This window comes from Mesorhizobium sp. P160219, from assembly GCF_057786095.1.
Genome location: NZ_JBYNWG010000001.1, coordinates 3,940,210 through 3,959,286, shown reverse-complemented (window position 1 = coordinate 3,959,286; position 19,077 = coordinate 3,940,210). Strand labels below are relative to the sequence as shown.

14 protein-coding genes are annotated in these 19,077 nt (G+C 58.5%); 9 read left to right on the top strand and 5 right to left on the bottom strand.

The genetic code is table 11. From position 1 onward, the window contains the following. Positions 1 to 27: 27 nt before the first annotated feature. From AC3EMP_RS19135 to AC3EMP_RS19115, 5 genes are read left to right on the top strand one after another with little or no spacing between them, the layout of a single operon-like run. Positions 28 to 1,347: an ABC transporter substrate-binding protein gene (locus AC3EMP_RS19135; RefSeq protein ID WP_023706328.1), complete on the top strand. Its 1,320-nt coding sequence runs from the start codon at positions 28 to 30 to the stop codon at positions 1,345 to 1,347. Between the two features lie 47 nt (positions 1,348 to 1,394). Further along, complete coding sequence (locus AC3EMP_RS19130) at positions 1,395 to 2,240, top strand: carbohydrate ABC transporter permease (RefSeq protein ID WP_023669191.1); 846 nt, start codon at positions 1,395 to 1,397, stop codon at positions 2,238 to 2,240. After that, the gene (locus tag AC3EMP_RS19125) at positions 2,237 to 3,070 is read left to right on the top strand and encodes a carbohydrate ABC transporter permease (protein ID WP_023669192.1); all 834 of its coding nucleotides are present in this window, start codon (positions 2,237 to 2,239) and stop codon (positions 3,068 to 3,070) included. The genes AC3EMP_RS19130 and AC3EMP_RS19125 overlap by 4 nt, the downstream gene beginning before the upstream one ends. A gap of 30 nt (positions 3,071 to 3,100) precedes the next feature. After that, positions 3,101 to 5,209 (top strand): ADP-ribosylglycohydrolase family protein, encoded by a 2,109-nt coding sequence (locus AC3EMP_RS19120; protein WP_023698539.1) that lies wholly within the window; start codon positions 3,101 to 3,103, stop codon positions 5,207 to 5,209. After that, positions 5,209 to 6,306: an ABC transporter ATP-binding protein gene (locus AC3EMP_RS19115; RefSeq protein WP_023669194.1), complete on the top strand. Its 1,098-nt coding sequence runs from the start codon at positions 5,209 to 5,211 to the stop codon at positions 6,304 to 6,306. The genes AC3EMP_RS19120 and AC3EMP_RS19115 overlap by 1 nt, the downstream gene beginning before the upstream one ends. On the opposite strand, the gene AC3EMP_RS19110 is transcribed toward AC3EMP_RS19115, so the two are convergent. Both AC3EMP_RS19110 and AC3EMP_RS19105 read right to left on the bottom strand, forming a co-directional pair. Further along, positions 6,281 to 7,357, bottom strand: a complete 1,077-nt coding sequence (locus AC3EMP_RS19110) for an SLAC1 family transporter (protein WP_352713192.1) — start codon at positions 7,355 to 7,357, stop codon at positions 6,281 to 6,283. The two genes, AC3EMP_RS19115 and AC3EMP_RS19110, sit on opposite strands and share 26 nt — an antisense overlap. A gap of 77 nt (positions 7,358 to 7,434) precedes the next feature. Then, positions 7,435 to 8,160: a sensor histidine kinase gene (locus AC3EMP_RS19105; RefSeq protein WP_023669196.1), complete on the bottom strand. Its 726-nt coding sequence runs from the start codon at positions 8,158 to 8,160 to the stop codon at positions 7,435 to 7,437. 572 nt (positions 8,161 to 8,732) lie between these two features. On the opposite strand from AC3EMP_RS19105, the gene AC3EMP_RS19100 reads away from it, so the two are divergent. Further along, positions 8,733 to 10,496 (top strand): MOSC domain-containing protein, encoded by a 1,764-nt coding sequence (locus tag AC3EMP_RS19100; protein ID WP_352713195.1) that lies wholly within the window; start codon positions 8,733 to 8,735, stop codon positions 10,494 to 10,496. Between the two features lie 56 nt (positions 10,497 to 10,552). Here AC3EMP_RS19100 and AC3EMP_RS19095 read toward each other — a convergent pair whose 3' ends face one another. The 3 genes from AC3EMP_RS19095 to AC3EMP_RS19085 all read right to left on the bottom strand — a co-directional run bounded on the left by AC3EMP_RS19095 (position 10,553) and on the right by AC3EMP_RS19085 (position 13,903). Then, a complete protein-coding gene (locus tag AC3EMP_RS19095; RefSeq protein ID WP_023698541.1) occupies positions 10,553 to 11,614 on the bottom strand; it encodes an alpha/beta fold hydrolase in 1,062 nt (353 codons plus the stop codon). A gap of 129 nt (positions 11,615 to 11,743) precedes the next feature. After that, positions 11,744 to 13,036, bottom strand: coding sequence for an epoxide hydrolase family protein (locus AC3EMP_RS19090; protein ID WP_488494648.1), 1,293 nt, complete (start codon positions 13,034 to 13,036; stop codon positions 11,744 to 11,746). A 219-nt stretch (positions 13,037 to 13,255) separates the two neighbouring features. Beyond that, positions 13,256 to 13,903: a VOC family protein gene (locus AC3EMP_RS19085; RefSeq protein ID WP_023669200.1), complete on the bottom strand. Its 648-nt coding sequence runs from the start codon at positions 13,901 to 13,903 to the stop codon at positions 13,256 to 13,258. Between the two features lie 670 nt (positions 13,904 to 14,573). Between AC3EMP_RS19085 and AC3EMP_RS19080 the strand changes: the two genes are divergently transcribed. The 3 genes from AC3EMP_RS19080 to AC3EMP_RS19070 all read left to right on the top strand — a co-directional run bounded on the left by AC3EMP_RS19080 (position 14,574) and on the right by AC3EMP_RS19070 (position 18,657). Then, positions 14,574 to 15,647, top strand: coding sequence for an MBL fold metallo-hydrolase (locus AC3EMP_RS19080; protein WP_352713199.1), 1,074 nt, complete (start codon positions 14,574 to 14,576; stop codon positions 15,645 to 15,647). A gap of 284 nt (positions 15,648 to 15,931) precedes the next feature. After that, positions 15,932 to 17,062, top strand: a complete 1,131-nt coding sequence (locus tag AC3EMP_RS19075; RefSeq protein WP_023669204.1) for an HlyD family secretion protein — start codon at positions 15,932 to 15,934, stop codon at positions 17,060 to 17,062. Next, a complete protein-coding gene (locus AC3EMP_RS19070; RefSeq protein WP_023669205.1) occupies positions 17,059 to 18,657 on the top strand; it encodes an MFS transporter in 1,599 nt (532 codons plus the stop codon). The genes AC3EMP_RS19075 and AC3EMP_RS19070 overlap by 4 nt, the downstream gene beginning before the upstream one ends. Positions 18,658 to 19,077: the final 420 nt, after the last annotated feature.

Sequence of the window (19,077 nt, the reverse complement as noted above, 5' to 3'; positions counted from 1 at the left end):
GTCTTACAAAACTGGGAGGAAGAAACCATGCAACGCCGTACAATTCTGAAAGCCGGACTTGGTCTGGCAAGCCTGCCGCTCCTGCCGCGCCTCGCCTATTCGGCCGATCAGAAGCCCGTGGCCTTCTGGTATGAATCGGCATCGCCGGAAAATCAGGACAATCTCAAGACTCTGCTTGTGGACCCGTTCAACGCGGCCCATCCGGAAGAACTCCTGAGCATTGACTTCCGCGGCTCCGATCTCGACAAGCAGCTTCGTGTCGCCATGCTCTCGGGCACCGGACCCGACGTCGTCTTCACCGCAGGCCCGAGTTATGTCGCCGCCATGGCGCAGGCCGGACAACTCCTGTCACTCGACGATTATGCCAAGAAATACGGTTGGAACGAACGGCTGCTGCCTCTGTTCCTCGATCTCGGCCGCTACCAAGGCAAGCTCTACGCGCTTGCCAAGACCTATGAGACGCTGGGGCTTTTCTACAACAAGACGCTGTTCGCCAAGAACAACTGGAAAGCACCTACGACGATTGCGGAACTTGAAGCACTCGCCGATGAAATGAAGGGCAAGGCCCTTGTACCGTTCGGCGCCGGCAATGCCGATTGGCGTCCGGCAAACGAGTGGCACGTCTCGATAGCCATGAATTCGATCGCTGGCCCGGAAACCGTGCATAAGGCATTGGCGGGATCGATTCAATGGACAGATCCGGCCTTCGTCGCGTCAATCGACAAGCTGGCCGAGTGGTGGGACAAGGGTTATTATGGCGACAATTACTTCTCCCTGACCTCCGAGCAGGCCTTCGCTCAGATTGCGACCGGTCAAGCGGGCATGGCGCCCACGGGCACCTGGAGCTTCACCAACGTCAAGCCATATTTCCCCGACAACGATGCCGAGCCGGGCTTTGTCGGCTTCCCCAGCGCGTCGGGCGACCCGATCTTTCCGCTCGGCATCGGCTCGACGCTTTCGGTCAATGCCAAGTCGGAAAACCCGGACGGTGCTGCCGCCGTGCTTGACTACATGTTCCAGGACGATTTCTACAGCAAGATGAACTCGGTCTGGCAAGGCGAATGGAACCTGCCGCTTGCCGATCTCTCCAAGGTGAAGCTGTCGGACAATGTACTGCCGCTCTACACCGAAGCGATGAGGGAGCTGTCCACCGCCGTGGGCGCTGGCAAGTATGGCTATACGACGTGGACTTTCCTGCCACCCGCGACTGACACCTATCTGGTCAGCGGCATGGAAGAGGTTTGGCTCAAGAAAACCTCGTCCGCCGATTTCCTTAAGAAGCTCGACGAGACCTTCAAGCAGGAAAAGGACGCGGGCAAGGTGCCTGCAATCCCGCCCCGCGCCTGACCGCTCAGGGTGGCGCGATATGCGTCGCCCTTCCCCGGAGGAACTCCATGCATCGACTCTACATCGTTCCGACGATGATCATCAACGTCGTCATCGTGCTCGTTCCGGCACTACTGACGGCCGCTCTCGCCTTCTGCAATTGGGACGGCATCTCAGCGCCGACCTTTGCCGGCCTCGGCAATTTCCGGGCATTGGCGGCGGATCGCGTCTTCTGGTCGGCGCTCGGCAACAACATGGTCTGGACGCTCGTCTTCCTGACCGTGCCGATCCTCATGGGTCTCGCCGCCGCATCGATGCTGTTGATCGTGCGCCGCGGCAGTAACTTCTTCCAGACAGTCTATTTCCTCCCCGTCGTCATTGCCACCGCCATCACCGCACGCGTCTGGCAGGGCATGATCTACAGCCCGGTGACAGGGATCTTCGGCATCCTCAAGAAATACGGCATGCCAATCCCCAACCCGCTGACGCAGCCGCCGCTTGCGCTGTTCGGCGTCGCGACTGTCGATCTCTGGCACTGGTGGGGTTTCCTTTGCGTCATCTTCTTCGCCGCGCTCCGCCAGGTTCCGCAGGAACAGATCGAGGCCGCGAAAGTCGAGGGCGCCACGTATTTCCAGATGATGCGTTACGTCTTGTTGCCCGGTATCCGGCCGACGTTGACACTCATGATGATCATGACGGTGATCTGGTCGTTCCTCGCCTTCGACTTCGTCTACATCATGACCCAGGGCGGCCCGGCATTTTCGAGCGAGCTCCTGTCTACCCTCGCCTACCGAAAAGCGTTCTATGACCTGAATGTCGGGCAAGCGGCGGCGGCGGCGCTCGTCATCAGCCTGTTCGGGCTGGTCGGCACCTTCTTCTACGTCCGCATCCAGACGCGGGAGGGGGAGCAATGAGCCTTGTCGAAAGCCGCCTGACGCTAATCGTTTCCTATGCGCTTCTTAGCCTGTTCGCCTTCATCGCTCTGTTTCCGATCGCACTTCTGGTACTCAACTCCCTGAAGCCGGCTGCTGAGATTGTACAAAATCCGCTGGGCCTGCCAGGACCGATCCGCTGGCAGAATTTCGTCAATGCCTGGAACCATGCGAAGTTTTCGAAGACCTTCGTGAACTCCCTTGTCGTTAGCGGCACGACGATCGTGCTGGTCTGCTCGACCTCGTCGCTGACAGCGTATGTGCTGGCCCGCAAGAAGGTCAAATCCTGGAAGATTTTCACCTTCTACCTGCTTGCAACGACGACGGCGCCGATCCAGCTCTACATCTTCCCGCTCTATTTCGGCTTCGCCAAGCTCGGCCTGATCAACAATATTTTCGGAGTTTCGCTGATCTACACGGCACTCTACAGCCCGTTCGCGGTGATGCTGCTTAGGACCTACTTCATCGCAGTTCCGAAGGAACTCGAGGAAGCGGCGATCGTCGATGGTGCCACCTCCTGGCAGGTTTTCTGGCGGGTAATGCTGCCGATCGTCTCGCCCGGCATCCTCACGGTGGCGCTCATCATCGGCCTCAATTCGTGGAACGAGTTTCTGATAGCGACGACCTTCCTGCAGAGGCAGGAGAATGTCACCGCCGTCATCGCCTTCTATCTGCTCTCAGGCCAGTACAGTTCCGACTGGGGTGAGATCATGGCCGCCGCCCTTATCATCGTCGTGCCCGTCGTCCTGCTCTTCGTCTTCATGCAGAAGCGTTTCATCGAGGGCATGGCCGGTGGCTCGGTGAAGGGCTAATCAATCCCGTTTCGAATTGTGGAGTGAACGATGCAGTTGCCCAATGATTATCTCGAACGCGTCTATGCCGGCGTCCTCGGCAAGCTGGTGGGGGTATATCTCGGCCGCCCTTTCGAGGGCTGGACGTACCAGAAGATCATGGATGAGCTCGGCCCGATCGAATACTACGTGCATGAGCGTTTAAACCAGCCGCTCGTCGTCACCGACGACGATGTCGCCGGTACCTTCACCTTCGTTCGTGCCCTGGAGGACTATGGCATCAAGGCAAGCCTTTCGGCCGAGGAAATCGGCAAGGCCTGGCTCAACTACATCGTTGAGGAGCGCGCTATCCTGTGGTGGGGCGGCAACGGCAATTCCACTGAACACACCGCATGGCTTAACCTCAAGAAGGGTATTTCGGCCCCGCATTCCGGTTCGATTGCAACCAACGGCCAGGCGGTTGCTGAACAGATCGGTGCACAGATCTTCATCGATGGTTGGGCCATGGTCGCGCCGCGCCAGCCGGAACTTGCCGCAAGGCTCGCCGAACAGGCTGGCAAGGTCAGCCATGATGGCGAGTCGGTCTACGCCGCGATGCTTTGGGCGGCGATGGAGGCCGAAGCTTTCGGCTCGTCGGACATCGACCACCTGATCGATACCGGTTTGAGCCAGATACCTCAGGATTGCCTGATCGCCAGTCTGATCGCCAATATCAGGGCCTGGCACAAGGCGCATCCCGACTGGCGCGACACCCGCCAGAAGATCGAACAACACTACGGCTACGACAAATATCCCGGCAACTGCCACGTCGTCCCGAACCATGCGCTGATGATCATGGCTGTGCTCTATGCACCGCAGGATTTCCAGCGGGCGCAGATGATCGTCAACACGTCGGGCTGGGATACGGATTGCAATGCCGGCAATGTCGGCTGCCTGCTCGGCATCATGAATGGGCTCGAAGGGCTGGACGAAGGCCCGGACTGGCGCGGGCCGATCGCTGACCGCTTGCTGATCTCGTCCGCAGATGGCGGCAACTCGATCAACGACGCGGTTCGCCAGGCCTATTTCCTCGCCAACCTCGGCCTGCAATTGGCCGGCAGGCAAAAATTTGATGCTCCCAAGGCCGGCGCGCAGTTCCATTTCTCGCTGCCGGGCAGCCAGCAAGGCTTCAGGCCGCAGACCGGCCTCGATGTCAGCTCTGCGCTGCGCATCGGCAATGCCGAGTTCGAAGCCGCCCGTGCTCTCGCAATCGACTATGAAGCCTTGCGGCCTACTCAGGTCGCAGTCGTAACCACTCCGACCTTCTCGCCGCGCGAAATGCTCAACATGCGCACCTACGACCTGATGGCAACGCCGCTTGTCTATCCCGGTCAGGTCGTGCGCGCTCGCGTCGTTGCCGATCAAAAGAACCGCGGCGCTGTCGAGGTAAGATTGCGGGCACGCGTTTACGACGAGCATGACGAATGGCGCAATGTCGACGGCTGTTCGGTGATCATCGAGCCGGGCAAGGAGGCCGTTTTGGAATGGGCTTTGCCGGACACGGGCGGCCAGCCGATTGCCGAACTCGGCCTGGCGATTTCTAGCACAGGCAAGCGCGCTGATGGCCGCTTGCTTGTCGACTACGTCAGATGGGATGGCACGCCCGAGCTGACGCTGAAGCGCCCGGCGGGCGACGGCGATTTCTGGCGCTTGTCCTGGGTCAACGGCGCAGACTTCTTCTCCAAGCGCTATCCGGCGGCATTCCGGATCTCGCAGAATAGCGGCGAAGGAATCATCATCCATGGCACGCGCCAGTGGGCCGATTACCAGGTGTGCGGCGACGTGATGTTACATCTCGGCAACTATGGCGGTTTCGCCGTCCGGGCGCAGGGCCTGCGCCGCTATTATGGTGCCCGCGTCACCCGCGACGGCAGGATGCAGATCGTGCGCGTCCGAGACGAGAGCACCGACGTGCTCGCCGAGACCGCCTTCAATACCGAATTCGAAAAATCGATATCGATGAAAGTGGCGGCCAAGGGCGAGCGCATCACTTTCGAGGCGGACGGCATATCGCTTTTTGCGGAAGACTGCAGCCCCGAGGCTTTCCATGATGGCGGCATTGGCCTGCTGGTGCATGAAGGCGCCTTGTCATGCAACGAAATTCGGGTCGGAGCGGTCTGATGGCGAATGTCACGATCGATAAGGCCCGCAAGGCATATGGTCCGGTAGAGGTGCTTCATGGCGTCTCCGTCGACATTCGAGACGGCGAGTTCGTGGTGCTCGTCGGCCCGTCCGGTTGCGGAAAATCCACGCTGCTGCGGATGATCGCGGGGCTGGAAAACATCACTGGCGGGACGATCGGCATCGGCGGGCGGGTCGTCAACGATCTGGCTCCCAAACAACGCGACATCTCGATGGTGTTCCAGAATTACGCGCTCTATCCGCATATGACGGTGGCCGAGAACATGGCGTTTTCACTGACGCTGTCCGGTGCGCCCAAGGCGGAGAAGCAGAAGCGTGTTGCGGACGCCGCTGAGATACTGGGACTGACGCCGCTGCTCGATCGCTATCCGCGCCAGCTGTCAGGCGGCCAACGCCAGCGCGTGGCCATGGGTCGGTCGATCGTGCGCAAACCGCAGGTCTTCCTGTTCGACGAGCCGTTGTCTAATCTGGACGCCAAGCTACGCGTCGCCATGCGCGCCGAGATCAAGAGCCTGCATCGCCGTCTTGCCACCACCACGATCTATGTCACCCACGACCAGGTCGAGGCAATGACCATGGCCGACCGGATCGTGGTGATGAATGGCGGCCATGTCGAGCAGGTTGGCCGGCCGCTCGACCTCTACGATGATCCGCAGAGCATGTTCGTTGCCGAATTCATCGGCTCGCCGTCGATGAACCTTCTGAAAGGCCGTTTCGACAGCGCCGACGGCCAGCCCGTTTTCATAGCCGATGCCGGCATCGTACTGCCGCTGCCCGACAACGTTTCAAGGCCCTCCGGCACGGAAGCGTTCTACGGTATCAGACCGGAATATTTCACTATCGCCCCGATAGGCTCGGGTATCCCGGCCGGGGTCCTAGTCGTCGAGCCCCTCGGCCCGGAAACGCAAGTGACCGCGAGCGTCGGAGGACAGACCGTGGTGACTATGTTTCACGAGCGGATCAACGTGCAACCCGACGATATGATCTGGCTTCGGGTGCAGCCCAATCGCGTCTGTTTGTTCGACACCGCTGGACGACGGTTTCAGCCTGCTATCGCTCCTTTTGCCCACCTATAGGCGCCGGAAGTAAAGAGCCGGTCATGGCCAGAATGATCGTTCTAACGGCTAGCCACATAACTAGCAGGTTTGCGGCCGCAAAAACTGGAAGAGCCAACCACCCAGCAAAGCCTGACTCCCCACGGATCGCCAGTTTTTCAATCGTGGTTGCCAATGCCGTGGCGCCGAAGCTGACGCTCCAAAGACCGGCAGAAAAACGGCGGACAATTCGCGGCAGTACGCCGCCGACGATAACAGCCTGGAGCATTGCGTAACCGATCAGACAGTGAACAAAAACGTCTTCGCTGGTACCTGACAAGTTAACATAGGCGAGCGAGCACACCGCCGGAGGCGCGAGTTGAACTCCCAAGGTAGACCGGATCTGGTCTCGCAGTGGCTCGCCAAAATAGAGCCGGTAGAACAAAACGGAATCGATTGTTAGCCACGAGAAGAGCCCCGCACCCAAAGCCAGTTGAGCCCATTCAGAATGTCCGAATGTCGATAGGCCGATGCTGAGAACGAATGACGCGGCCGCAACAGGCAAGTATAAGGCAGGCGTCGCGTCGGACAGAGCGATGGTCGTTTTCCAGATCAATTGCGAATGCCAAAGCCCGAATGCCACTGCAAACGCCCCGCCGATGCACAGCAGTATAGCGGCCACTGTCGCACTGAAGGGCAATACACTCACGGCGGTCAGCATCATCCCGACACCCGCAAGACCAGGAAAGCAGTTCTGAACGGGATCCGCGAGTTCCGCCTGCACCGCCAACGGTGCTAACCACAACTTCAAACCATATAAAGTCAAAAGAGCTGTCCATATGCCCATGGCCAGTATCATAACCCCAACAACAATTCCTACCGGCATCGCCCACAGTTGTTGCGCAACCTCCCACATAACGGCAAAAGAACTTGCCCCGAGGCCGATAGCAAAGAACGAGGCTGGAAACCGGGCTATTAGAGATCCCTCTGCCGACAGACCGAGAACAGCCTGACACTTCAATGCGGTTATTTCCTTGGAGCAGAGTCCACTCCCTTGCGCTGCGCCGACGTCAGATTGGGACCACTCTTTCATAACTGCACCTCACGAATCTGCCCTGAAATCACACAGGCTTGCAACCAAACTCCTGATCGCACTCCCCGAACGAGTTCCTAATGCATTGCGGGCAATTTCAGCGTCACGACTGTGCCTGACCCGAGGATGCTTTTTAGATCGATGCTTCCTCCCGCTTCTTCAACGAAGCGTTTGACCATCGGCAATCCAACACCACCCAATCCCTCGCCCTTTGTCGTAAAGAAGAGATCAAATGCTCGCACCATGGTCTCGTTGGTCATCCCAATTCCGCGGTCTTCAACCCGAACATCCACCCCCTTGGAATTCTCCGATACCAACGCGTGAACTGAAATCAAACCGCCGTCGGGCATCGCATCGCGTGCATTGAGCAGAAGGTTGAGGACTGCATTTTGCAACCCGACGCGATCGCACCTTACCAAAGGAAGGTTGGAGCCGACGCAAACCTCGACACGGATGTTTTCATCCCAAGCACTTCGAACAAAAGCTTCGACGTCGGCCAGGCAAATGCCCACGTTAGCATTTGAAATTACGCCTTCGATTTCTCTGGCTGTCCTGATGGTCTGCCTGACAAGACAACCGGCTCTCTCCAGAGCGGTCTTGGCGCCAGCAATTACCACCCCTGCGCCCGGAGCCGTTGCGATATTCGGGTCTCGACCCAGGTGGTTCAACGCAGATGAAGCCACCTGAATGAGATTACCAAGGTCATGGACGATACCGGCAGTCGAGATCTGCAGGGCGAGACCACCTTGCGGATTGTTCCCCCGGACGTCGAATATGCTTTCATCTACTTGGAGACTTGACATTCCATTCCTCCGTTTGCTGAACAAACATTTTTTTGCGTTCCGAAGCGGACGCACCATCGCTGGCCTGCCCTGACCGAGGACAAGCTAACCGGATGCCAGGAGCACTCTCCTCGCCGTTTGTTTCAGACAACTCCCGCGCACAATCCGACGCAGCGCGTGCAAAAGGAGCCCCAAACGGCGTCGCCCGGCTTCGTAAAGGCATAGACATCAGTGAGATCCAGACGCGCATCTCCCCGCGGGAACACAAAATTGGGACCTGAATAATGATGTGACATCGTCATATCCTCCTCAAGGGAAAATTGGTTGACAAGGTCGAAACCCAGAATTCCAGCGTTTACGTCTTCAAAACAGATACTCCGCACCGGCATCAATCAACGGTGTTCACCCAACTGAGTACTGACAGCTGTCAAAGTTGGAATATATTGAACGATGGTATTACCAATACTTTGGTGTCGATCGCTTCCATGCTTACACGTGCTAGTTTGCGATAGTAAGCGCTGACGGTGAGCATCCCTCTTTGGTTGCTCGGTGAGCGGAACGGGCTGGCAGTGGCTGGCAGAAAGGGCGCAGTGATGGCTCGCTTGCTGTCGGTCAATGTGGGCTTGCCGCGTGGCATTCCTTGGCAAGGAAAGACCGTCAACACCGCAGTCTGGAAAACATCGGTTGAAGGCCCACGTCAGGTACGACGGCTCAACGTCGATGGCGACAGGCAGGGAGACCTGGCGGGGCACGGCGGCGAGCAAAGGGCGGTTTTGGTCTACCAATCGGAATCCTATCATTATTGGCAACGCGAGCTGGGCCGCGAGAACTTTTCCTACGGCCAGTTTGGGGAGAATTTCACAGTCGATGGCCTGTCGGACGATGAGGTATGCATCGGCGACCGCTATCGGATTGGGAGCGCCTTGTTCGAAGTGACCCAACCGCGCGTCACTTGCTACCGGGTCGGTATTCGCATGAACGAGCCGCGCATGGCCGCGCTGCTGGTTGCGCGAGGCAGGCCCGGCTTCTATCTGCGCGTCCTGGAAGAAGGCCAGGTCGAGGCTGGAGATGAGATCGTCCAGGTCGGGATCGGCCCTGAACGGATGACTGTGTCAGAGGTCAATGCGCTGCTATATTTGCCAGGCCACCCTCACAGCCAGATCGAGCGGGCGTTGCGCATCCCGGCGCTAAGCGAAGGCTGGCAGGGATCCTTCCGGGCGATGCTAGCACAAAACGAAGACCGCGATGCCAGGACAGGCAATGCCGGACTTGATCCAATGTCTGGACCACCACCTGCGTGGACAGGATTTCGCCCGCTACGCGTGGTGCACAAGATCCCCGAAAGCGTTAGTGTGATGTCGCTGGTGCTAGAGTCCGTTGATGGATCCCGCCTCACAGCAGCACTCCCTGGACAGTTTGTCGTGCTGCGCCTGCAGGTGGCGTCCGACGGCCCGGCCCTAATGCGCAGTTATTCTTTGTCGGGCGGACCTGGTGAGCGCTGCTACCGAATAAGCGTAAAGCGGGAACTCCATGGAGTGGTGAGTGCCTACATAGACGACCGGGTCGAAATGGGCGACGTGCTCGACGTAAGCGCACCACGCGGCAGCTTCACTCTTCGGACGGACGATCGTCCAATCGTCCTTCTAAGTGCCGGGGTGGGCGTCACGCCCGTGATTGCGATGCTCCATGCACTGGCGGAAACAGGTTCGACGAGGGAAGTCTGGTGGCTCCACGGCACTCGATGTAGCCGTGAGCATGCCTTTGCCCAAGAGGTTCGAGACTTGCTGAAAATCTTGCCCAACAGTCACAGCCATATAAGCTACAGCGCGCCCGATCCAGATGACAGGCAAGGTGTCGATTTTGATGCCCTCGGACGCCTGGACATCGAGGTACTTCGAAAACTGGACATTCCGCGCCATGCCAATTTCTATCTGTGCGGACCATCCGCCTTTACGGGCAACCTGAGCGCGGCGCTTGCAGCCTGGGGTGTCGGCGCCGACCGGGTCTACACGGAGCTGTTCGGCCCAGGTCCTTCTAGTACCCCGGGCATTGCCGCCGCTCCAGGCCGGGCGCCGCATCTACCTGCCGAAACCGACGGTACGGGACCTCTGGTTTCGTTCGCACGGAGCGGCCTGAGCGTCCGCTGGGGCTCAGGATTCCAGAGTCTGCTTGAGATTGCTGAAGCGTGCGACGTCCCCACGCGATGGTCGTGCCGCACAGGGGTCTGTCACATTTGCCAGACCGGGCTTGTGGCTGGAACAGTCGCCTATCGGCCCGATCCAATCGATCCGCCAACAAGCGGCAACATCTTGATCTGCTGTTCCCAGCCAAATGGAGACGTCGTCCTTGATCTCTAAGGCAGCGGATAGGAATTGTTTGGGTGCATGTGGAAGAAAATTTCCGTGTCGGGCAATCACGTGACCGCACCGACCTCGATTACGGCCTCGGCGAAAGCCAGCGGAGCTTCCTGGGGTAGATTGTGCCCTATGCCGCCCGTGATCAGTCGATGAGAGTACCTCCCTGAGAACATCTTCGCGTAGGCGCTGGCTTCCGGGTGAGGAGCACCATTGGCGTCGCCCTCCAGCGTTATTGTAGGCACGGTGATGACGGGCGCCTGCGCAAGCCGCTTCTCCAGGTTCTCATATTGAGGTTCGCCCTCGGCCAGGCCGAGACGCCAGCGGTAGTTATGGATCACGATCGCCACATGATCGGGATTGTCAAACGCGGCAGCACTACGGTCGAAGGTCGCATCGTCGAAATTCCATTGCGGCGATGCAAGACGCCAGATCAGCTTTGCGAAATCGCGCGTAAATTTCCGATAGCCGGCCTGCCCACGATCGGTTGCAAAGTAATACTGATACCACCATTGCAGTTCCGCGCTCGGTGGCAGCGGCTGCCTACCTGCCTGCTGATTACCTATCAAATAGCCGCTCACTGAAACCATTCCTTTGCACCGCTCTGGCCATAGCGCAGCGACAATATTGGCGGTTCTGGCGCCCCAGTCACAGCCGGCAAGAATAGCCTGTTCTATTCTGAGGGCATCCATCAGCGCAATGACGTCCAAGGCAACTGCGGACTGCTGCCCGTTGCGCATGGTGCCATCGGAAAGGAACCGTGTTGTGCCGTACCCTCGTAGATACGGTACGATCACGCGATAACCTTTAGAGGCCAACAAAGGCGCGACACCGACATAAGTTTGGATGTCGTATGGCCATCCATGAAGGAGGATCACCGGTGCGCCGGTCATAGATCCCATCTCCGCGTATCCGATGTTAAGCAAACCGGCGTCAATTTGCCTTAATGAACCCAACAGCTCTTGTACCGCTTTCTTGGGGAGTTCTTTGCTTGTACTTCTGACAGCGGATCTCGCCGCCGCTGGCTTCTCGATCCCCAGTTCAAAGGCAGTCATCGCGGCAAAGGCCGTGCCTAGTAAGCGGCGGCGATTGTGGTCAATTTGTTGTGGGATGCTGTCCATTTTCAAACCTCCTCAGGAAATGGTTTGTCCGTTGTTGCCCCACGTGCAACTAAAATGCGCGGCCGGGTGGGGGGCGACCCGGCCGCGCTACTGGGCGAAGACGATGCGGGGAGAATCGCCTCTTTCGCCTCAGATTGCTCGGCGTAGCGGTCTGAACGCCTCTCTGAGCTCGTTAGAGAAGACGTAAGGCTGCTCCCACGCCGCGAAATGACCGCCTCTATCCACTTCATTCCAGTAAATGACGTTACCGAAGCTTCTATCGCCCCAACTCCTCGGTGCGCGGTAGATTTCGGCCGGATAGACGGTGACCGCTACAGGGACCTTCGGGATGTCGAACGCATCAAACGGACCACCGCCTGCTTGCGCGCCTTCCCAATACGACCGCGATGATGAAGCTCCTGAGTTGGTAAACCAGTAGAAGGAGATGGCATCCAGCATCTCGTTATACGTGAAGATCCGTTCCGGCTCTCCGTCGCTATCGGTCCACTCCGCGAACTTGTCGTAGAAGTAAGCTGCCATTGCGACCGGAGAATCGGAGAGGGCATAGCCGATGGTTTGCGGGCTCTGATTCATCATAGCCGCATAACCGAAACCGTCGCGGTAGAAATGCAGCAGCCGATCGTAGGCGCTCTTCTCCCGATCCGATAATTCCACCGGGGCCGGGTCGAAATTACGGAGATGCCGAAGAATGCTCGGGGGTACAGTCCCGGGCATGTTAACGTGAATGCCGAGAAGACCTTTCGGAGCCTGAACGGCCAGCACCTGCGAGACGATCGCGCCCCAGTCGCCTCCCTGGGAGACGTATTCGTTGTAATCCAGCCTGAGCATTAGCTCGTGAAACGCGCCAGCTATCCGCGCCGGACCCCAACCGGTCGCAGACGGCTTACCCGAGAAGCCGTAACCCGGCATGGTCGGAAGGACGAGGTGAAATGCATCTTCTATCCGCCCTCCATGCGCAGTGGGATTGGTCAGGGGGCCTATGACTTTCAAAAGCTCCACAATCGAGCCTGGCCAACCATGCATCATAAGCAAGGGCATTGCCCCCTCGTGTGGGGAGCGGACGTGCGCGAATTGAATATCTACTCCATCAACACTAGTAATGAATTGCGGCAATTTATTCAGTTTCGTCTCCACCTTGCGCCAGTCATAACGACTCCCCCAATACTCGACCAGCGTTTGCAGCTTTGCTAGTTGGACGCCCTGGGAGCGATCATTGACGGTCTCCCGTTCCGGCCATCTTATAGCTTTGATACGCCGGCGAAGATCTGCAAGCGCCCAAGTCGGGACATGAATACTGAACGGACGGATAAATTCTTGCCCGACCGCTGCTTGCAGAGCCCTAGGCACCAGATTGGCCGCTCCAACTGCGGCGGCTGCAACAATGACATCACGTCGAGTTGGTGATAGCGATATCGCTGACATCATTTGTTCCTCGATAAACCCAATTTATTCACATAAGTTAAGTATATACCTAAAACAGCCTAAATCCATCACACCTTTGTATCAACAATACTTTACGATTGGTCACAGACAAGCAACCAATGATCACCGATCCGTGTCGGCGCCGTACCGTCATGGTCTCGCGCGGCATACGGCAAACACAGCTATCCTGCATCGCGCCAGGAGCAACTACGCCCCTGCTCACGTCGGCAGCGGCTGCCCGATCTGTTCCGCTGCCATGTATTCGGCGTACCAGTCGGGCCAGTTCTCATCGCGTGTTCCGCCTGTCCGCTTCTCGTGCTCGCCATGCGCGGCCGCGGTGCGCCGGAGTGCACCTGCAAGCTCATTCAACGAGGTGAATGTCGTGTCGCCGGCCTCCACGCGTCCCGGCAGCCGCACAGTGATTTCCTGCAACAACCACCCGTTGCCGTCCGGGTCCTTGAAAGAGGCGAACGAGGAATAACTGCGCCCCTCTGGATCCTTGCCGCTAATTGCCGGCTGTCCAGGACCAGCACGGTGGAACACTTCGCTGGCGTCGGCCCCGCGCGCCACAAGCTCGGCGCGCGCTGCTTCGATATCGGACACAATGAGATAAAGTCCCTGTGCCGAGCCGGGCGCGGCCGACGTGAGGCCGGTGCCGAAGTGGATCGAGGCCGGTGAACCCGGGGGCGTAAATTGTACAACCCGAAACGTGTCACCGACAGGGAAGTCGGCGTCGAGCCGCCACCCCAGGCCGCCATAGAAACGCTTGGCACGATCGACGTCCGAAACGGGGATAACCACGGCCTCGAACTTCAGGTCGATCATCGCTGTTTTCGCAGTTTTGCTGCGCACTACATCGTCACTCATGTCGAGCTCCTTAGTTTGGCGGCAGGGCATGCCCAAGTACATCTGCGTGAGCAGTGCCAGCGACCGCGTCAATTACTCAATGCTATCGCCGCATGACTTTCCATTGATCACGACTTCGGCTTTCATCGACATGCGGGGCGCCACCTCAGAGGAACCCTCGCGACGCCATGCTTCAACCGTCCCCGGAAGCGCGCCGATGATCCCGACAATCGCCGTCGCGGCGAGCAACTCACGTTGTGTGGCCGTTAGTGATCTTGCTGGCATCGCGCCGCGCTCCGTCCGTGCTCCTCGCTCCGAACACAGCATCCAGTTTCGGTGGAGATTAGTCTATTGCACGTTGGTATCGGCAGGGTTGCAGTGTTCCCGACGCATCGCGGGCCAGCGATTGGAGACGCTGGCCGCCCGCCGGCGAGGAGGCCATGTGATCTGACATCAAGTCCGACCGCAGGCCATACGAAAGACGAGGAAGCGACAGCGGTGAGATTTCTCGCGCCGCATCCGCCCGACAAACTCAAGACCATACCAGGGCGATTGTTCGAAGGCGTGGGCTGGTGCCGAGGGCCGCAGGGTATTTCTAATACCATGGTACCCGCGACACCTAAGCATAATAACCAATCTTCGAATTTTCGACAAATGTCCCTGCAGACATCAATCAACCAGGAGATTTGTTATGTTTCTCTTCCGTTCGAATCTTTTGGCGGTAGCGGCGAAGGTCGGCTTCGTCGCGATCACTGTCGGACTCAGTTCGGCGCCATTCCAAAGCGCCCGCGCCGAGACCTTGCCAGGACAGTCTGGCGCCCCTTACCAGAGTATGCCATCGCTGGCGCCGATAGGTACGCGCGTTGACCACTATCTTCCGATTCCCAAGGAAGACGTAACCCCGGCCATCGAGACGAAGAAGGGATACCGGAGCCAAGAGTTGGGCCGTGGCCTCTACATGGTCACCGACAACGGCTACCAGTCGATGTTCCTGGTGTACGAAACCGGCGTCGTCGTGGTCGACGCACCTCCGGGATACTCGGCCCACATACGTCAGGCTATCACCGAGGTGACCGACAGACCAATCACACATATCGTCTACAGCCATGCGCACGTAGATCATATTGGCGGCGTAATCGACCTCGGCGGTCATCCAATCATCATCGCCCAAGAAGAGACCCTGCGGCTGCTCGAACGAGCCAAGGATCCGAGGCGGCCTTTGCCTACGGTCACGTTCAAGGATCACTACACCCTGAACGTCGGTAGCCAGGTTCTCGACCTGAGCTATCCCGGCAGCAGCCCCCATGAGCCAGGAAACATCTTCATCTATGCTCCCGAGCAGAAGGTCCTGATGGTGGTCGACGTGATCTTCCCTGGCTGGATGCCGTGGCGTCGCTTTGCGCTTGCCAAGGACATCCCCGGTTACTTCGACCAGGTGGCGTACATCGACACATTGCCGTTCGAAACGCTCGTCGGAGGTCATGTCAATCGCGTGGGTACTCATTCCGATGTACGTACGCAGCTCGAGTTCATGAATGACCTGAAGTCAGCTGCCGTTGCTGCCCTCAAATCAACGCCCCCAGGCGAGGAAATGGAAGCCGAGGACAAGCCCAATCTCTGGGCCGTCTACGACAACTACATCGACCGCGTCGTTGTGAAATGCGTCAATGCCGTCACGCCCAAGTGGCAGTCCCGACTGGCCGGCTATGACGTATTCATCTGGGACCAGTGTTACGCGATGGAGCAGAGCCTTCGTATCGACTGACGACCTGGCAACCCGGGAGCTCAGCCGGGGGTCGTAGCTATGTGACGATCCGCGGGGGGGTAGCGCGAAGCGTGGTCTCAGAGGATTTGCCGGAGAGTCAGCCCGCTCTGCGCGTAGCCGGCAATCCTCGGAGCATGGTCAGACAATTTGTAAGATCGACTGCCCCGCATGTTGGAGATTGGATCGTTGAGATGCTCCGAGCTGAAGGCTTTGAAGGACCCACGCAATCGGCTTTGAGGAGTGACAACGGACCGCAACCGGCGGCGTCTCCTGTGTTCGGCCTGGTGGCTTCGCAGAAATCAACGCAAGCACCAATAGGCTGGGCTCGAAAGACCGCTATTCTAGTGGTGGCGACTGTGACGATGTCGCTGTCGGCAGCCTGGGTCTGGCAATGGTATTTCCACGGCCGTTCCGAAGAGTCTACCGACAACGCTTATGTCCGCGGCGATATAACGAGTATCGCGCCCAAGCTCTCCGGCTATGTGGTGGAAGTTGCAGTTGGCGACAACGCCGACGTTAGCAAAGGGAGCTTTCTGTTTCGCATCGACGACAGTGATTACCGAGCGAAACTCGACGAAGCCATTGCCACTCTTGCGACCCGACAGGCCGAGATCGCAAACATTGAAGCAACGCAGAAACTGCAAGATGCCTTGATCGAACAAGCGGTGGCGCAGCAGCGCTCGGTCTCAGCGGATTTGCTGTTGTCGAGCGCCAATCTTGACCGCTACATGGCTCTGCGAAAGAGCGGGACGGCCAGCGAACAAAAACTCCAGGATGCGCAGACCGCGTTCGCAAAAGCCGAGGCGGGGGACAAAGCCCAGGCGGCCAATACTCTGGCGCAGAGGCTGAAGCTTGGTGTGCTCGACGCCCAACTCGCCGGCGCCCAAGCAGCGATGGCTCTGGCGAAAGCTTCCGTTAGTCTGGCCAGGATGGATCTCGCCAATACCGTCATCCTGTCGCCGATCGACGGTGTCATCGGCAACCGGCAAGTTCGCGTCGGACGCTACGTCACGCCTGGCACCCCGGCGATGGACGTTGTTCCGGTCAAGGGTATATGGGTCGTCGCCAATTTCAAGGAGACCCAGCTTGGCCGAATGGAGGTTGGACAGCCTGTTCAGGTGGTGATCGACGAGTACCCTGACGTTCATATCGATGGTATCGTCGACAGCTTCGCCCCGGGTAGCGGGGCTGCCTTCAGCGTGCTGCCACCGGACAATGCGACGGGTAACTTCATCCGCGTCGTCCAGCGCGTTCCAGTCAAGATAAGACTTACACACAATCCGTTGCCTGGTCGGCTGGTTCCCGGACTTTCAGCCCGCATTGCCGTCCGGGTGGGCAGAGGAACCGATCCCGCGACCACCACTTCGAACCCGGTCGGCGACCTTGCGGATAATCGGCCCGGTACGGCACAATGAGCCGTCAGATCGAACCGCCACCGTTACTGACTAAGCCCGAGGTGCTCGGCGCCGCGATGGTCTTGACCGGAGTTGTACTGACAGCCGTCATGGATTCGATCGCCAGCACGGCGCTCTCTATTGGGCGCTTGGATATGCTGGGCGACATACATGCCACGACCGACGAATTCGCGACTTTCGACATCGCATTTCTCGCGGCCAAGCTGACCGGCTTTTTGGTCGCGCCGCTGTTTGTTGCAGCGCTAAAGCCTACGCCCTGTTTGCGCGCCGGCACGGTCGCGCTTCTCTTGGCATCTGCCGCAATGATCTCTTCCGTCGATATTGCCTGGATTGACGTCTGCCGCATCGTTCAGGGTTTTGCCGGCGCGACCGTGCTCGTGGCAGGCCAGACACTGCTGTTCCTTCGTTTCCCGAGCCGTCAGCAACCGATTGTGCAAGCTCTCTTAGCCCTCGGCTCCGTCATGGCCCCAACGACATTGACACCAGCGCTCCAAGGTTGGGTTGTCGACCACCTTTCGTGGGACTGGATATTCCTGAGCAACGTGCCGATGGGCATTCTCGCCCTCGTCATGCTCGCGGCGGACCGCGGACAAACGGTCCGCCACAGAATCCGCATCCCCTACATCCAGATCGCGCTGGCTGGAATCGCCGCAGCCTCTTTGACCTATGTGTCGCAACAAGGCAGCAGGTTCAATTGGTTCGACGACGGGCACATCATCCTTCTCACCCTGACCGGTCTGCTGGCGGTCATCCTGCTGCTGCTGTGGGAGTTCCAATTTGCATCGGATCGTCTGATACTTCCCGCGTCGCCCTTAGGCGATCCCGACTATTGCTTCGCCCTTGTCGCCAGTCTGGTAGCCGGATTTGCCCTATCCGGCAGCGCCTTTCTCATCCCCGCCTTTGCCTTGAACGTCCTCAACTTCACAGCTACGGATGCTGGAACTCTTCTCCTGCCGAGTGGAGCAATGTTGGGCTGCTCGCTGGTAATTGCAGGAATCGGCGTAAAAAAAAGCGGAATAAGTCCGTTTGCTCTGGCTCCTGTCGGGATCGTGTTTTTCGCCTCGTCAATGTGGCTCATGTCGGGTTCGACAAGCGACAGCGGAGCTGTGGATTTGGAGTTTCCACTGCTCCTGCGCGGCTTTGGACTGGGTTTCCTGTTCGTGAGCTTGACGCTGATTGCGTTCATGCAACTTCCTGCGACAGCGCTGCCCTTCGGCATCGGTCTTTTCGATCTTGGCAAGCAGGTTGGTGGTCTGGCTGGCACGGCTCTCCTGCAGACTTATCTCGATCGACAACTTGCCTATAATCGGACGGTACTGGCATCGCACCTGGATGTTGGCGATGTTGTCCTCGAAGAGCGCCTGAAGGCAGTGGCGGGCCAACTTGGAGCTAGGGGGCTCGACGGTGTTGCTGCTGGTAAAGGCGCACTGCTGGTTCTGCGGCAGGCCGTGGACAGGCAAGCCGTCACCATTTCCTTCAACGAGGCCTTCTTGGCGATTGTGCTGTTGTTCTTGGTCGCGGCGCCTTGCCTTATCCTCTCCAGGAGGTTGCTTGGCCGTCGATCCTCAGTCCCGGTAGGTGGATCGAGGGTCTGATGCATGTCGCGCAAAAGTGCGCAGCGGTTTTGTGATGACGACATGCATGAAAACAGATCCTAAAGCGCGTCGCCTGAATCCGTTCAAACGTGACGCGCTCTTGGCCGCTATCGCTGCCAACCGTCGGGTCAATAGCTCTTACGCCTCAAGGAGGTTTCGCACTTAGAAAGCGGCCTGTGAGATACTACCTTGGTGCCGTGGCGGCGCGCTCCAGGCTGCCGGCTGGATTGGCCAAATCGACGAAAGCGAATTCAATGTTCGGTTTCGTGGTCGGAGTAATCCCGATTGCGGTCCACCGGCGAGGACGAACGGAATGGCGCCTCGAGGCCAGAAAGGTCTTTCTTGCCGAGTTATGCGTCTTCGCTAAGATCAATAGCTCCTTTGCGGACTGGATGGTGTTGGTCCGCAGAACGCGTTCTC

Excerpts from the sequence above, each read along its gene's own strand:
- AC3EMP_RS19135 (WP_023706328.1), top strand. The coding sequence starts at position 28 with ATGCAACGCCGTACAATTCTGAAAGCCGGACTTGGTCTGGCAAGCCTG.
- AC3EMP_RS19130 (WP_023669191.1), top strand. The coding sequence starts at position 1,395 with ATGCATCGACTCTACATCGTTCCGACGATGATCATCAACGTCGTCATC.
- AC3EMP_RS19125 (WP_023669192.1), top strand. The coding sequence starts at position 2,237 with ATGAGCCTTGTCGAAAGCCGCCTGACGCTAATCGTTTCCTATGCGCTT.
- AC3EMP_RS19120 (WP_023698539.1), top strand. The coding sequence starts at position 3,101 with ATGCAGTTGCCCAATGATTATCTCGAACGCGTCTATGCCGGCGTCCTC.
- AC3EMP_RS19115 (WP_023669194.1), top strand. The coding sequence starts at position 5,209 with ATGGCGAATGTCACGATCGATAAGGCCCGCAAGGCATATGGTCCGGTA.
- AC3EMP_RS19110 (WP_352713192.1), bottom strand. The coding sequence starts at position 7,357 with ATGAAAGAGTGGTCCCAATCTGACGTCGGCGCAGCGCAAGGGAGTGGA.
- AC3EMP_RS19105 (WP_023669196.1), bottom strand. The coding sequence starts at position 8,160 with ATGTCAAGTCTCCAAGTAGATGAAAGCATATTCGACGTCCGGGGGAAC.
- AC3EMP_RS19100 (WP_352713195.1), top strand. The coding sequence starts at position 8,733 with ATGGCTCGCTTGCTGTCGGTCAATGTGGGCTTGCCGCGTGGCATTCCT.
- AC3EMP_RS19095 (WP_023698541.1), bottom strand. The coding sequence starts at position 11,614 with ATGGACAGCATCCCACAACAAATTGACCACAATCGCCGCCGCTTACTA.
- AC3EMP_RS19090 (WP_488494648.1), bottom strand. The coding sequence starts at position 13,036 with ATGTCAGCGATATCGCTATCACCAACTCGACGTGATGTCATTGTTGCA.
- AC3EMP_RS19085 (WP_023669200.1), bottom strand. The coding sequence starts at position 13,903 with ATGAGTGACGATGTAGTGCGCAGCAAAACTGCGAAAACAGCGATGATC.
- AC3EMP_RS19080 (WP_352713199.1), top strand. The coding sequence starts at position 14,574 with ATGTTTCTCTTCCGTTCGAATCTTTTGGCGGTAGCGGCGAAGGTCGGC.
- AC3EMP_RS19070 (WP_023669205.1), top strand. The coding sequence starts at position 17,059 with ATGAGCCGTCAGATCGAACCGCCACCGTTACTGACTAAGCCCGAGGTG.